This window comes from Rhodococcus sp. 11-3 (assembly GCF_023704055.1).
Taxonomy (GTDB): Bacteria; Actinomycetota; Actinomycetes; order Mycobacteriales; family Mycobacteriaceae; genus Rhodococcus; species Rhodococcus aetherivorans.
Genome location: NZ_CP080406.1, coordinates 1,261,111 through 1,274,689, shown reverse-complemented (window position 1 = coordinate 1,274,689; position 13,579 = coordinate 1,261,111). Strand labels below are relative to the sequence as shown.

General features: G+C 70.1%; 14 protein-coding genes, 5 tRNA genes and 1 pseudogene. 11 read left to right on the top strand and 9 right to left on the bottom strand.

Annotated features, from left to right (window positions below; translation table 11 throughout):
- The 5 genes from KZJ41_RS05990 (at window position 1) to KZJ41_RS05970 (ending at window position 3,588) form a co-directional block, all read left to right on the top strand.
- Entirely contained in the window at window positions 1-762 is a 762-nt protein-coding gene (locus KZJ41_RS05990) for an SDR family oxidoreductase (protein ID WP_065922970.1), read from the top strand.
- The gene (locus KZJ41_RS05985; protein WP_029541571.1) at window positions 759-1,634 is read left to right on the top strand and encodes an NAD(P)-dependent oxidoreductase; all 876 of its coding nucleotides are present in this window, start codon (window positions 759-761) and stop codon (window positions 1,632-1,634) included. Before KZJ41_RS05990 ends, KZJ41_RS05985 begins: the two co-directional genes overlap by 4 nt.
- A complete protein-coding gene (locus tag KZJ41_RS05980) occupies window positions 1,631-1,996 on the top strand; it encodes a carboxymuconolactone decarboxylase family protein (RefSeq protein ID WP_251550360.1) in 366 nt (121 codons plus the stop codon). Before KZJ41_RS05985 ends, KZJ41_RS05980 begins: the two co-directional genes overlap by 4 nt.
- A 47-nt stretch (window positions 1,997-2,043) precedes the next feature.
- Window positions 2,044-2,814: an SDR family NAD(P)-dependent oxidoreductase gene (locus tag KZJ41_RS05975; protein ID WP_084648669.1), complete on the top strand. Its 771-nt coding sequence runs from the start codon at window positions 2,044-2,046 to the stop codon at window positions 2,812-2,814.
- A 114-nt stretch (window positions 2,815-2,928) separates the two neighbouring features.
- The gene (locus KZJ41_RS05970) at window positions 2,929-3,588 is read left to right on the top strand and encodes a class I SAM-dependent methyltransferase (protein WP_006936377.1); all 660 of its coding nucleotides are present in this window, start codon (window positions 2,929-2,931) and stop codon (window positions 3,586-3,588) included.
- A gap of 4 nt (window positions 3,589-3,592) precedes the next feature.
- On the opposite strand, the gene KZJ41_RS05965 is transcribed toward KZJ41_RS05970, so the two are convergent.
- From KZJ41_RS05965 to KZJ41_RS05955, 3 genes are read right to left on the bottom strand one after another with little or no spacing between them, the layout of a single operon-like run.
- A complete protein-coding gene (locus tag KZJ41_RS05965; protein WP_037200535.1) occupies window positions 3,593-4,693 on the bottom strand; it encodes a prenyltransferase in 1,101 nt (366 codons plus the stop codon).
- Complete coding sequence (locus KZJ41_RS05960; protein ID WP_006936380.1) at window positions 4,680-5,411, bottom strand: class I SAM-dependent methyltransferase; 732 nt, start codon at window positions 5,409-5,411, stop codon at window positions 4,680-4,682. Before KZJ41_RS05960 ends, KZJ41_RS05965 begins: the two co-directional genes overlap by 14 nt.
- Window positions 5,411-6,649 (bottom strand): glycosyltransferase family 4 protein, encoded by a 1,239-nt coding sequence (locus KZJ41_RS05955; protein WP_006936381.1) that lies wholly within the window; start codon window positions 6,647-6,649, stop codon window positions 5,411-5,413. Before KZJ41_RS05955 ends, KZJ41_RS05960 begins: the two co-directional genes overlap by 1 nt.
- A 192-nt stretch (window positions 6,650-6,841) precedes the next feature.
- Here KZJ41_RS05955 and KZJ41_RS05950 point away from each other — a divergent pair.
- A pseudogene (locus tag KZJ41_RS05950) lies at window positions 6,842-7,570 on the top strand (AMP-binding protein); the annotation flags it as partial.
- Window positions 7,571-7,626: 56 nt separating this feature from the next.
- Here KZJ41_RS05950 and KZJ41_RS05945 read toward each other — a convergent pair.
- The 5 genes from KZJ41_RS05945 to KZJ41_RS05925 form a co-directional block, all read right to left on the bottom strand.
- Window positions 7,627-7,700: transfer RNA gene (locus tag KZJ41_RS05945), tRNA-Asp, on the bottom strand.
- A gap of 70 nt (window positions 7,701-7,770) precedes the next feature.
- Window positions 7,771-7,847, bottom strand: a tRNA-Phe gene (locus tag KZJ41_RS05940).
- A 37-nt stretch (window positions 7,848-7,884) separates the two neighbouring features.
- Window positions 7,885-7,958, bottom strand: a tRNA-Asp gene (locus tag KZJ41_RS05935).
- A 57-nt stretch (window positions 7,959-8,015) separates the two neighbouring features.
- Window positions 8,016-8,088 (bottom strand) — tRNA-Glu (locus tag KZJ41_RS05930).
- A 98-nt stretch (window positions 8,089-8,186) separates the two neighbouring features.
- A complete protein-coding gene (locus tag KZJ41_RS05925; RefSeq protein ID WP_006936388.1) occupies window positions 8,187-8,840 on the bottom strand; it encodes a TetR/AcrR family transcriptional regulator in 654 nt (217 codons plus the stop codon).
- Window positions 8,841-9,071: 231 nt separating this feature from the next.
- Between KZJ41_RS05925 and KZJ41_RS05920 the strand changes: the two genes are divergently transcribed.
- Window positions 9,072-9,147: transfer RNA gene (locus KZJ41_RS05920), tRNA-Lys, on the top strand.
- A gap of 60 nt (window positions 9,148-9,207) precedes the next feature.
- Here the strand turns inward: KZJ41_RS05920 and KZJ41_RS05915 are convergent.
- A complete protein-coding gene (locus tag KZJ41_RS05915; protein ID WP_251550358.1) occupies window positions 9,208-9,795 on the bottom strand; it encodes a hypothetical protein in 588 nt (195 codons plus the stop codon).
- A gap of 163 nt (window positions 9,796-9,958) precedes the next feature.
- On the opposite strand from KZJ41_RS05915, the gene KZJ41_RS05910 reads away from it, so the two are divergent.
- The 4 genes from KZJ41_RS05910 (at window position 9,959) to dusB (ending at window position 13,473) form a co-directional block, all read left to right on the top strand.
- Complete coding sequence (locus tag KZJ41_RS05910; RefSeq protein ID WP_072634426.1) at window positions 9,959-10,402, top strand: hypothetical protein; 444 nt, start codon at window positions 9,959-9,961, stop codon at window positions 10,400-10,402.
- Window positions 10,403-10,460: 58 nt separating this feature from the next.
- Complete coding sequence (locus KZJ41_RS05905; protein ID WP_251550356.1) at window positions 10,461-11,036, top strand: DUF937 domain-containing protein; 576 nt, start codon at window positions 10,461-10,463, stop codon at window positions 11,034-11,036.
- Between the two features lie 216 nt (window positions 11,037-11,252).
- Window positions 11,253-12,209, top strand: coding sequence for an acyl-ACP desaturase (locus tag KZJ41_RS05900; RefSeq protein WP_006936396.1), 957 nt, complete (start codon window positions 11,253-11,255; stop codon window positions 12,207-12,209).
- Between the two features lie 121 nt (window positions 12,210-12,330).
- Window positions 12,331-13,473, top strand: a complete 1,143-nt coding sequence (dusB, locus tag KZJ41_RS05895; RefSeq protein WP_065922972.1) for a tRNA dihydrouridine synthase DusB — start codon at window positions 12,331-12,333, stop codon at window positions 13,471-13,473.
- Window positions 13,474-13,579 lie beyond the last annotated feature (106 nt).

Below are 13,579 nucleotides of genomic sequence, written 5' to 3'. Positions count from 1 at the left end.
ATGACCCGCAGCACAACGCGTTTCGCCGACCGCACCGCGATCGTCACCGGATCGGCGCAGGGAATCGGCGAGGCGTACGCCAGAGCTCTTGCCGCCGAGGGCGCCTCCGTCGTCGTCGCGGACATCGACACCGAACGCGGCGAGCAGGTCGCCGAGCAGATCGTCGCCGACGGCGGCATCGCCGTCTTCAAGACCGTCGACGTCTCCGATCCCGACTCGGCCACCGAGCTCGCCGCCTTCACGGTCGAGACGTTCGGCAGCATCGACCACGTCGTCAACAACGCCGCCATCTACGGGGGCATAAAGCTCGACCTGCTGCTCACCGTCCCGTGGGACTACTACAAGAAGTTCATGAGCGTGAACATGGACGGCGCGCTCAACATCACCCGCGCGGCGTGGCCGCACATGACGGACCGCGGCGGTTCCGTCGTCAACCAGTCGTCGACCGCCGCGTGGGTGTACTCCGGCTTCTACGGCCTGGCCAAGGTCGGTGTCAACGGCCTGACCCAGCAGCTGGCCGTCGAACTCGGCGGCTCGAACATCCGCATCAACGCGATCGCCCCGGGTCCGATCGACACCGAGGCCACCCGCACCGTCACGCCGGGAAACATGGTGGCGGACATGGTCTCCACACTGCCGCTGAAGCGGATCGGTACGCCCGGGGACCTGGTGGGAATGTGCCTGTTCCTGCTCTCCGACGAGGCGAACTGGATCACCGGGCAGATCTTCAACGTCGACGGCGGCCAGGTGATCCGCTCGTGACCAGGCTCGGCTACATCGGCCTCGGCAACATGGGCGCGCCGATGGCGAAGCGGCTGCTGGACCGGCCGGGTGGGCTCACCGTCCTCGACGCCCGGCCCGAGGCCGTCGAGCCGTTCACCGCGGCCGGCGCCCGGGTCGCCGGCGACCCCGCCGACCTGGCGCGCGACTGCGACGTCGTCTGCGTCACCGTGGTCGACGACGCGCAGGTCCGCACCGTCGTCGCCGGGCTGCTCGACACGGCCCGGCCCGGCACGGTGATCGCGGTCCACTCGACCATCGCCGACACCACCGCCGTCGAGCTCGCCGCCGAATGCGCCGACCGCGGCGTCGAACTGGTCGACGCGCCCGTCAGCGGCGGGGCCCCCGGCGCCGAGCAGGGCCGGCTCGCGGTGATGGTCGGCGCCTCCGACGCGGCGTTCGACGCGGTACGCGAGCCGTTCTCGCGGTTCGCCGACCTCGTCGTGCACGCCGGTCCGGTCGGCGCGGGCACCCGGATGAAGCTGGCCCGGAATCTACTGCACTTCGTGTCGTTCACCGCGGCCGCGGAGGCGCAGCGCCTCGCCGAGGCGGCCGGGCTGGACATCACCGCGCTCGGGAAGGTGGTCCGCCACACCGACGCGATCACCGGTGGCGCCGGGGCGATCATGCTCCGGGACACCACCGCACCGATCCCGCCGGACGACTTCTGGTTCCCGATCCTCGACCACGTCCGCGCCCTGGGCGAGAAGGACCTGTCGCTGGCCCTCGGCCTCGGCGCCCGTCTCGGCGTCGACCTGCCCCTGGCCACGCGGGCACTGACCGGTCTGGGACCCGGACTCGGCGTCGGCACCGGAGACGTCGAGAGCCGGAACCGACAGGAGGAACGCATATGACCGACGATCGCCGCCGCCGCGGCCTGGACATGATGTCGAAGGTGTACGGCTGGGAGATGCAGGACGGGCCCGGCGACCACTTCGCCGTCACCGCGGACCACCTGTTCGCCGACATCTGGTTCCGGCCCGGGCTCAGTATCCGCGACCGGCGGCTGCTGCTGCTCGGTGCGCTCACCGCACAGGGACTGATCGACGTGGCCGAGATCCAGGTCGGCGCCGCCCTCCACAACGAGGAACTCGACGAACAGCAGCTGAAGGAGATCGCCCTGTTCCTGTGCCACTACGTGGGGTGGCCGCTCGGCACCAAGCTCGACTCGATGATCGGCGGCGTGCTCGCCGAGCGCCGCAAGGCGGCGAAGTGAGCCTGCCACCGGCTCACCGTGCGGCACGAGAACACAGGGAGTGACGAGTGCAGGACTTCGCGGACCGGCCGGGCGCGGCCCTCGTGGCCGGCGGCACCGGCGGGATCGGCCGAGCGGTGTGCCGGGTGCTGGCCGAGCGCGGCAGCGACGTCGCGTTCATGTTCCGCCGCAGCGGGGCGGCCGCCGCAGCCCTGACGACCGAACTGTCCGCGCTCGGCGCGAAGGTGCTGTCGCTGCAGGTGGACCTGGGCGACAGTGCCGCGGCCGCCGGCGGCGTGGACGCGGTGATCGAATCCTTCGGTGCGCTGCACACTCTCGTCTACGCGGCGGGACCGCACGTACCGATGCTGCACCTGAGCCGGGTCACGCCCGCGCAGTTCCGCGACCAGCTCGTGGGCGACGCGGGCGCGTTCTTCAACCTCGTCCGTCCCGCCCTGCCCCGGCTACGGGAGTCGCGGGGCAGCATCGTCGCCGTGACCACCGCCGCGACCCGCCGGTTCCCCGTCCGGGACGGTCTGTCGGCCGGACCCAAGGGTGCGATCGAGGCCCTCGTGCGGGGCCTGGCGGCCGAGGAGGGACGGTTCGGTGTGCGCGTGAACGCGGTGGGGCCGGGCATGCTCACCGACGGCACGGCCGCCCGGCTGATCGGGTCCGGCGATCTCGACGAGCACGCACTGTCGTTCGCGCGGAACAACATTCCGCTGCGCCGCTTCGGCGACGCCGAGGACATCGCCGAGGCGGTCGCGTTCCTCGCCTCGGACCGCGCGGATTTCGTGTCCGGGCAGACACTCGACGTCGACGGCGGTTACGGCGCGTGACCGGCGCCCACCGTGCGCGGGGTACCGCACCGGAACCGGCGATGGGTAATGTGCTCGTCAGTACACGCCGCTTCAGCACCCGCCACCGGACCGCAGCGAACGGAGACCGCCGTCATGACCCGTACCACCCTACCCCGGGAGATGATCGAACTCGCCGAGGCGACACCGGGTTTCATGCCGATCGACGAGGGCACGGCCCTGCACGACGCCGCGGTGCGCTACCTCGGTGACGGTGTCGGTGTCGAGGTCGGCACCTACTGCGGGCGCTCGACCGTCTATCTCGGTGCCGCCGCGAAGGCCACCGGCGGCACGATCGTCACGATCGACCATCATCACGGGTCCGAGGAGCACCAGCCCGGGTGGGAGTACCACGATCCGGCCCTCGTCGACGCGCACACCGGCCGGCTCGACACGGTGGGCCGGTTCCGCCACACCCTCGCCGACGCGGACCTCGAATCCCACGTCGTCGCGGTGCTGGGGCGGTCGGGCCAGGTCGCGGCGTTCTGGCGGACCCCGGCGGCGTTCGTGTTCGTCGACGGCGGTCACAGCAGCGAGGCGGCGCAGGCGGACTACGCGGGCTGGGCTCCCTGGGTGCGTGTCGGCGGGGCCCTGATCATCCACGACGTGTTCCCCGACCCGAAGGACGGCGGACGACCCCCGTACGAGGTCTACCTGCGCGCGCTCGGCAGCGGCGAGTTCGCCGAGGTGTCGGTGACCGGGTCGCTGCGGGTGCTCGAACGCACCGGTGGCACCGTCGGAGTGCTGCCGGGCTGACGGCTCAAACCGTCACCCGGCAGTCCTCGTGGCAGTTCTCGGTCGCGACCCATCCGGAGGGTGCGGCGGCATCGCGGAACACACCGTTGCCCGCGGTGCTGCGTGAGAGCGCGTCGGCGGCAAGGATCACGGCGGCACTGGTCCAGGAGCTCTTCTCCACGGGCCAGCGCTTACCGTCCGTGAAAACCATTCCGGTCCAGTACGACCCGTCCGGATCGCGCAGATGCTGCATGGCCGCGAGCAGTTCCCGGGCCGTCGTGGCCTCACCGATCGCGTCCAATGCGAGCACGAGTTCGCAGGTCTCGGCCCCCGTCACCCACGGCCGATGGTCGACGCAGCGGATTCCGAGACCTCCGACCACGAAATCGTCCCAGCGTTCCCGGATCCGTTGCCGGGCCGGCGCACCGCGCACCGCGCCGCCGAGGATCGGGTAGTACCAGTCCATCGAGTACTCCGGTTTGGGCGCGAACGCCTCCGGGTGCCGGCGCAGCACGTGCCCGAGCCGATACCACGCGACCTCCCAGTCCGGGTGGGGATCGCCGACCACCTCCGAGAGGCGCAGGCCGCACTGCAGGCTGTGGTGGATGCTCGAGCACCCCGTCAGCAGGGCCTCGTCGGCCGCGCCGTGTTCTCCTCGTGCCCAGTAGATCTCACCGCCGGGCGCCTGCAACTCGAGCACATGGTCGAGGGCCGTCCGCACCGTCGGCCACAGCCGTTCCACGTGGTCGACGTCGCCTGTGACGAGGTAGTGGTGCCACACCCCCACCGCGATGTATGCGGTGAAGTTCGAGTCGGCGTCGTGGTTTTCGACGGCGTCCTCGCGGAACTGCATGGGCCACGAGCCGTCCGGCCGCTGGGTGCGACGGGACCAGTCGAAGGCCGCCTCCGCCTCTTCGAGCAACCCCGCGGCGGTGAGAGCCATCGCGGACTCGATGTGGTCCCACGGATCGGTGTGACCACCGGGGAACCACGGGATCGCTCCGGAGGACTCCTGCATGTCGGCGATCGCGCGGGCGGTGTGCAGGCACTGTTCCTCGGACAGCACTCCCGGCACGGCCGGAACCGCCGGCCGTGCCCCGCCGGGGCGGAAGTCAGCGGCCGGCAACGGGAACCGTCGGCTTCTCGAGGTAGAACACGACGCTCTTGCCGAGCACCGGGTTCAGCAACGACTCGGCGGTGCGCGTCAGCCACGGCCCCTGCATCAGGTCCCACACGAGGAGCCGGTGATACGCCTTCGTCAGGGGGTTGTCGTCGTTGTCGACGCCCACAGCGCATTTGAGCCACCAGTACGGCGAGTGCAGGGCGTGCGCGTGCTCCCGGCCGCGCACCGTCAGGCCTGCCGAGGTCAGCTCGGCCGCGAGCTCGTCGGCCTTGTAGATCCGCACGTGCCCGCCCTCGACCTCGTGATACGCGTCGGACAGCGCCCAGCAGATCTTCTCCGGCAGCCACCGCGGCACGGTGACGGCCGCGACGCCGCCCGGCTTGAGCACACGCACGAATTCGGCGATGGCACGGTCGTCCTCGGGCACGTGCTCGAGCACCTCGGAGATCAGCACGACGTCGAAGGTCTCGTCGTCGTAGGGCAGGGCGAGGGCATCGCCCACCTCGGCCCGGGCTAGGGCACCCTCGGGAACCTGGCCCTCGAGCTCCATCGCCGCGAACATGTCGCCGACGGCCTTCATGTCCTCCGCGCTGCGGTCGAACGCCACCACGTCGGCGCCCCGACGGTAGAGCTCGAACGAGTGCCGGCCCGCGCCCGCCCCGATGTCGATGGCACGGTCGCCGGGCTTGACCCCGAGCCGGTCGAAATCGACTGTCAGCATCAGGTGTTCGTCCTTCCTGCCTGCGCCGCCACGGTGTCCTGGTAGGCCCGGACGGTCCGGGCGGCCACGGCCGCCCAGCTGAATCGCTCGAGCACGCGTGCCCGTGCCACCGACCCGAGGCGGATCTGCTCGGCGGGATCGTCGAGAACCCGCGCCAGCGCCGCGGCCAGCTGTTCGCTGTCCCCCGGAGGCACGAGGATGCCCGCGTCGCCGACCACCTCGGGGATCGCGCCGGCGCGGCTCGCGACCAAGGGGGTGGCGCAGGCCATCGCCTCGACCGCGGGCAGCGAGAACCCCTCGTAGAGCGACGGGACCACAGCCACCTGCGCCGAACCGAGCAGCTCGGCCAGCTCGCGGTCGTCGATCCCGGAGACGGTGCGCACCGCGTCGCCGATGGCCAGTTGCTCGATCAGCTTCTCGGTGACCCCGCCGGGCGCGAGCCGGGTGACGAGCACCAGCTCGACCCGCCGTTCGGTGCGCAGCTTCGCCACCGCCTCGAGCAGGTTGGCGACGCCCTTGAGCGGCGCGTCCGCGCTGGCCACGCACACGATGCGGCCGGGCACGCGCTCGGCCGTCGGCGGGGCGAAGACCTCGGTGTCGACGCCCAGCGGGATCGTGCGCAGCCGCCCCTCGGGGATCTCGAAGGCGGTACGGATGTCGTCCTCGGAGGACTTCGAGACGGTGAGCAGGGTGGGGATGCGCCGCGCCACCCGGGCCTGCATGCGCAGGAACCCGTACCAACGGCGCAGGGTGAGCTTGCGGCGCAACGTCGGCGCGCTCGCGAGGTCCAGTTCCCGGTCGCGGGTGATCGGGTGGTGGATCGTCGCGACCAGTGGCAGGCCCGCGTCCGCGATGCGGAGCAGGCCGTAGCCGAGGCACTGATTGTCGTGCACGACGTCGAACTCGGCGGCCCGGGCCCGCAGCAGCCTGGCGGCGCGCAGGCTGAAGGTCAGCGGCTCCGGAAAACCCGCCGTCCACATCGTGCCCAGCTCCAGGAGGTCGATCGCGTCGCGAATCTCGCGCGGGTGCGGAAAGCGGAACGGATCGTCCTCGCGGTAGAGGTCGAGACTGGGCACCTTCACCAGGGTCACCCCGTCGTCCAGCTCGGGGTACGGCTGGCCGGAGAACACCTCGACGTCGTGGCCGAGCGCCGCGAGCTCGCGGCTGAGGTGTCGAACGTACACGCCCTGACCACCGCAGTGCGGCTTGCTGCGGTACGACAGCAGAGCTATTCGCACAGATCACCTCGTTCGTCGTGTCGCCGGAGCGGGTCCGTCCAGAAGATCGAACTCACTCTAGAACATGTTCTCGTCCGACGTGCAACCCGGCGCAGCCCTGCGGATCAGCGCCGGAACCGCACCAGGTCCAGTGCAAACTGAACGTACAGGGTAGCGAGCCGTTCCGCCGTCGAAGACCCGCCGGGACGCCCCGGGCTCGTCGGACACATCGCTGTCGCCCTCGAAACGGTGGCCGTGGAACAGGCGACCTTCGCGGTCGGCTCGATCACATTCGACAGATTCTCTGGGACGTACATCCACAACATCTACGGCCTCACCGAAACCACCTCCCCCTCGCATGCGGTTCCGTTCGGCACCCGGGCTCCGGTGGACGAGGCGTCCGGCGCCCTGTCGGTCGGAGTCCCGACCTTCGACACCGTCGTGCGGATCGTCGACGAGGACGGCAACGACCTTCCCGTCGGTGCGGTGGGCGAGCTCGTCACGTCGGGCCCGCAGGTGGTCGCCGGCTACTGGAACAAGCCCGAGGAGACCGCGACCGCACTGCCCGGGGGTGCCCTCCACACCGGGGACGTCGGGTACACGGACGCCGACGGCTGGTTCTACATCGTCGACCGCAAGAAGGACCAGATCAACGCCGGTGGGTACAAGGTCTGGCCGAGAGAGGTCGAGGACGTGCTCTACGAGCACGAAGCGGTGCGCGAGGCCGCGGTGGTGGGGGTGGTGGACAGCTACCGCGGCGAGACGGTCAAGGCGTTCGTCAGCCTCCGTCCGGGGCATTCGGTCACCGCGGAGGAACTGATCGCCTTCGCCAGGGAGAGAATGGCGGCGTACAAGTACCCGCGGCTGGTGGAGATCATCGACGAGATCCCGAAGACCGTGTCCGGCAAGCTTCTTCGCCAGGAACTCCGGGCCCGCGGCTGAACCGGTCGGGACGGCGAAGGCCCGGTCCGTTTCGGGACCGGGCCTTCGCCGTGAAGCGACCCTGACGGGACTCGAACCCGCGACCTCCGCCGTGACAGGGCGGCGCGCTAACCAACTGCGCCACAGGGCCGTGTGCACCCCCGAAGGGGTTTCCACAGAAAACCCACCGCCGAGCGGTGGGTCTACCGTATGAAATTGTGTGGTGGCCAGGGCCGGGATCGAACCGGCGACCTTCCGCTTTTCAGGCGGACGCTCGTACCAACTGAGCTACCTGGCCGGACGGCACCCGAACCGAATGCCAATTGCCAACTCTGCGACCCTGACGGGACTCGAACCCGCGACCTCCGCCGTGACAGGGCGGCGCGCTAACCAACTGCGCCACAGGGCCATGCTCTTCACTTGTGGTCAAACCGTACTGCATGCGGTGATACTGCTTCCGCAAGCGTACCCCCTACGGGATTCGAACCCGCGCTACCGCCTTGAAAGGGCGGCGTCCTAGGCCGCTAGACGAAGGGGGCCCGCCGGATTACTCCGACCCGCACCCTCAACGGGTTCGCGTTCCGTTGGGAGCGTGGATAGCTTAGGACACGGGTTTCCGGATTCACAAATCAGCAGGTCACGCCGGTTGTTCGCCTTCGAGGCGCAACTCCGGCGCACCACGCCGCCGCTCGAGCCACTGCGGCGCAGCCGTCGCCTCGAGGCAGACGTCCAGGCATTCCGCGAACCGGGCCCGGACGTCGACGTCCTCCGCGGTGAGGTCGTGGAAGTAGCGCTGCCCGGCCAGGCACGCACTGAGCACACCCAGGAACCGTTCGAGGTCGACCCCGGCACGGAACAGCCCCGCTTCCTGCGCCTCGACGGCGAGCCGGTGACCGGCCTTCCCCCACACCGAGCTGCCGCGCAGTTTGGCCTCCGCGTCGAACTCGGGCTCGGTCACGAGCTTGAACTCTGCCTGGATGATGACGTCGCCGTGCAGGGCATCGGCGAGATCTCCGACGAGGCCGTACAGCCGCTCGAACGGATCGAGCCCCGGCGCGTCCAGCCACCGGTCGGCGATCACCCGGTAGCGCTCGAGGCCCTCCGCGAGCACCGCCCGGGCGAGCGCTTCCTTCGAATCGAAGTGGAAGTACATCGCACCTTTGGTGGCCCCGGAGTGCTCGAGGATCGCGTTGACCGAGGCGGCGCCGTATCCGCGCCGGGCGAATTCGATCGCCGCGGATTCGACGATCGCCGCGCGTGTGCGCCGCGCCCGCTCTTGCTGACGTGACATGGGGGGTTCGTGCCTCCGTACGTGACCGGCAGTCCCCCCCGGACGCCACTGTAGCCGCCGTCCGGCCCCCACGCCCGCAACCAGGCGTTTTCCGGCCTTCGCAGAGAACACACCAAGTGGTATGCTTTTGCGCGGCTCGGGTGCGCCGCAGGGGGTGCGCACCCGAGCCTTCGAACGGCCCGCGCGTCCGATACTGTTGTCCGGCGCGATGCAGCTAGACTGTGCGCCCACGCCCCTATAGCTCAGTTGGTAGAGCTACGGACTTTTAATCCGCAGGTCCCAGGTTCGAGCCCTGGTGGGGGCACCACACCCTCGTCCGTCCGGAAGGACGGGAGCGCCCCGGCACGAGGCGGCTCGTCGTCGCCCGTTACTCCGGAGCGCCGGCCACCTTGCCCGGCCGGTCGCTTCGTAGCTCCGGCTCCTGCCGGCCCCGCCCGTCACGCTCCCGCTCGAGGTCGCGACCGCGTTTGCGGTACGTGTAACTCAGGGCCGCGAACACCAGGAACACGATCACGCCGACGACGGCACCGACGAGCGTCGCGCCCCGGAAGCCGGGGGCGTCGACGTCGAGGATCCGCTCCCCCGCATGGGCCGCGTTCCCGTTGCCCAGCACGATGCTCAACGTCATCAGGTTGGGGATCGCCACCACCACGGCGGCGGCGGCGAACACCACCTGCAGGACGCGGTGCCGGCGCCACGTCCTGATCCGCCATGCGGCGGCGAACAGGGCCAACGGCACGAACGTGCACACAAGGCCGAACAGCAGGCCCCAGGCTATCCCGCGGGCGAAGCCGGCATCGGCCAGCCCGGCGATACGCTGCGCCCACCACCGGGGGACGAATGCCGCCAGCACGAAGTACGCGACCACCAGCGCGAGCAGGGCCCCGACGCTCCACAGGGCCTTCTTGGCCCACGGCGGAAGCCCCGACCGCTGCACCGTCTCGTTGCCCACCATTGCGTTGTTCCCCTTCCGGGTCCGGGTGTGCCGCTCCCCTCAGATTACGTACCCGCAAGCCCGACACGGCGCCCGAATCGTCGGTTCCGCGCTGCTGCCGCACCCGAATTGCGGTTAGGGTGTGGTCGCTCACAAAACCGATCCGACGATCGATGGGAGTGGCGTGCGCAGCTTCGTGGACCTGGGTCTGTTCCTGTCCGCCGTCGCCCTGGGGATCGGCTCGTTTCTCCCGGTGCTGGCCGGGACCCGGCCGACCGACGTCCCGCTGACCGAGTTGCGCGACGGGATCGCGGCCGGCGACGTCTCCGCCCTCGGCGCAGCCGACCTGCCCGTCCATCAGACACTGGCGGCGCCGCTCGTGCTCGCCGCCGTGCTGCTGCTCCTGGCCGCCCTGTTCGACTCGGCGGTGGCCGGCTGGGCCGGGGTGGTGATCGGCCTCGTCGCGACCGGCGCCTTCGCGGTGCGGGTCTATCAGCGGTTCGGCGACTACGTGCAGGTCAACCACGCTACCGCGCTGACCAACCAGACGGGGTTCGTGCTACTGCTCAGCGGGTTGGGGGTCGCCCTGCTGTGCGCGGTGATCGCGGGGCGGCGGGCGTCCGCGTAGCCGAAACGCCGACGCGGGATCCCGGAGCGGGCGACCACGGTGGCTACCCTCGGTTCCCATGCCTTCCCTCGACGATCTCCTCTCGCGGATTCCGGTCGACCAGATCGCCCGCCGGCTCGACGTGGACGAGCAGACGGCGGCGACGGCGGTGCGGGCCGCCCTGCCCACGCTGGTCGGCGGCCTCGAGGCGAACACACGGCATCCGGACGGCGCCTCGTCCCTGCTGTCCGCGCTCGACCAGCACCGGAGCCCGGCCCTGCTCGACGGTGGAGTGGACGTGACCGACGTGGACACCGCGGACGGCGACCGGATCGTGGCGAACGTGTTCGGCGACCACAAGGACCGGGTCGTGCAGACGCTGGGCCGAGCCGACGGCGCGGGCGGCAACGACCTCGTCGCACGGCTGCTGCCCATCCTCGCCCCGATCGTGCTGACGTACCTGGCCGAGCAGGTCGGCAGAAGTTCCGGCGGCCAGGGCGGCCTGGGCGAGCTGCTGGGCGGGCTCCTGCGCAGCGCGACGAACGGCACCGGAAGCGGCGGCGGTCTCGACGGAGTGCTCGGCAGCGTTCTCGGCGGCAACGGGGGTGGCCTGGGCGAGCTGCTCGGCGGACTCCTCGGCGCCGGCAAGCGCTGAGGTCACGGCGGGATATGGATTGCCCCCGCGCGTCGCCCCGGGACGCCGTTCGCGCCCCGGTATGATAACGACGTCGCCGTCTGTGAGTGATCCCATCGGCGGGTAGGCCCCGGTCGGCCGAACTTGGAACAGGTAACAGACAAACGGGTGCCGAACCTACGGTGCCGTAGGCTGTAATTCGTACGTGACACGCACAGTTATGGAGAGGTAAACGGAATGACGCGAGTTCTGACTCAGCTGGAGCTTCTGCGCGAGCTGGAGCCCGTCGCCGAGGCGAACGTCAACCGCCACCTTTCGATGGCCAAGGACTGGCACCCCCACGACTACGTGCCCTGGGACGAGGGGCGCAACTTCGCCGCCATGGGTGGCGTGGACTGGGAGCCCGAGCAGTCGAAGCTCGACGAGGTCGCCAAGGCCGCGATGATCACCAATCTCCTCACCGAGGACAACCTGCCGTCCTACCACCGCGAGATCGCCGAGAGCTTCTCGCGCGACGGCGCCTGGGGCACCTGGGTGGGCCGCTGGACCGCCGAGGAGAACCGCCACGGCATCGTGATGCGCGACTACCTCGTCGTCACCCGCGGTGTCGACCCCGTCGCCCTCGAGAACGCCCGCATGGAGCACATGACCAACGGGTTCGCCTCGCCCAACGAGGTCGGGATGCTGCACTCGGTGTCGTACGTCACCTTCCAGGAGCTGGCCACCCGCGTCTCGCACCGCAACACCGGCCGGGCGTGCCACGACTCGATCGCCGACAAGATGCTCCAGCGCATCGCCGCCGACGAGAACCTGCACATGATCTTCTACCGCAACATCTGCGAAGCGGCCCTCGACGTCGCCCCGGACCAGACCCTCGCGGCGATCACAGACGTGCTGAAGAACTTCCAGATGCCCGGCGCCGGTATGCCCAACTTCCGCCGCAACGGCGTGCTGATGGCCAAGCACGGCATCTACGACCTGCGTCAGCACCTCGACGAGGTGGTCATGCCGGTGCTCCGCAAGTGGCGCATCTTCGAGCGTGAGGACTTCGGTGCCGAGGGCGCCCGCATCCTCGACGAGCTCGGCACCTTCCTCGAGGATCTCGAGAAGCAGGCGGTGAAGTTCGAGGAGATGCGCGATCGGTCCCTCGCCCGCGAGGCCGCCCGCCGCGAGCGCAACGAGGCCGCGTCCTGATCCAGGCCGTTCCGTGATTCGGGAGCAGCGGCCCCGAACAGCTATCCTGTGCCCGGTACCGGATTCGGTGCCGGGCACAGTTGCACGCCCTTCTTCTTCACGCCGTCTTCGAGGTTTTTTCATGTCACCCCTTCGCATCGGCTCGCTCGAGTTGAACAGCCCGGTCGTACTCGCGCCGATGGCGGGAATCACCAATGTCGCCTTTCGCACCCTGTGCCGCGAACTCGAACTCGAGCGGTCGGGGAGCACGTCGGGGCTGTACGTGTGCGAGATGGTCACCGCCCGGGCACTCGTGGAACGCCACCCCGTCACGATGCACATGACGACGTTCGGTCCCACCGAGACGCCGCGATCGTTGCAGCTGTACACCGTCGACCCGGACGTCACGTACCAGGCCGCGAAGATGATCGTCGACGAGAACCTCGCCGACCACATCGACATGAACTTCGGCTGCCCCGTGCCGAAGGTCACCCGCAAGGGCGGCGGCTCGGCGCTGCCGTACAAGCGGCGGCTGTTCGGCAACATCGTCGCGGCCGCCGTCCGCGCCACCGAGGGCACCGACATCCCGGTGACCGTGAAGTTCCGCATCGGCATCGACGCCGATCATCACACTCACCTCGACGCGGGCCGGATCGCGGCGGCCGAGGGCGCCGCCGCCGTCGCGCTACACGCCCGCACGGCCGCGCAGCGTTACTCGGGTGAGGCCGACTGGAACGAGATCGCCCGCCTCAAGGAGCACGTCACCGACGTGCCGGTGCTGGGCAACGGCGACATCTTCGCCGCCGAGGACGCCCAGAAGATGATAGAGCAGACCGGCTGCGACGGCGTCGTCGTCGGACGCGGATGCCTCGGCCGGCCCTGGCTGTTCGCCGAACTCAGCGCCGCACTGAACGGCACCCCCATGCCCACCCCGCCGAACCTGGGCGAGGTGGCGGCCATCATGCGCCGGCACGCCGAACTCCTCGCCGACCACCACGGCGAGGACCGCGGCATGCGTGAGATTCGCAAGCACATCGCCTGGTACCTGCGCGGCTTCCCGGCCGGATCCGACGTGCGCAACGCCCTGGCGCGCGTGTCCGGTCTCGCCGAGCTGGACGACCTGCTCGGCCGGCTCGATCCGACCGTGCCCTTCCCGAAGGACGCGGAGGGCCCGCGCGGTCGCCAGGGCTCCCCCGGTACCGTCGCACTGCCGGACGGCTGGCTCGACGACCCGGAGGACTGCATGGTGCCGGCGGGCGCCGACGTCATGCACTCGGGCGGCTGACCGCAGGGTCCGCCGTGCGGGCCGGACGAACCGGACCGGTGCTCGGCGGACGCCTCGATCCGGATCGAGGCCGCCAGTATCATGACGGAATCGCCGTGGTGGCGGA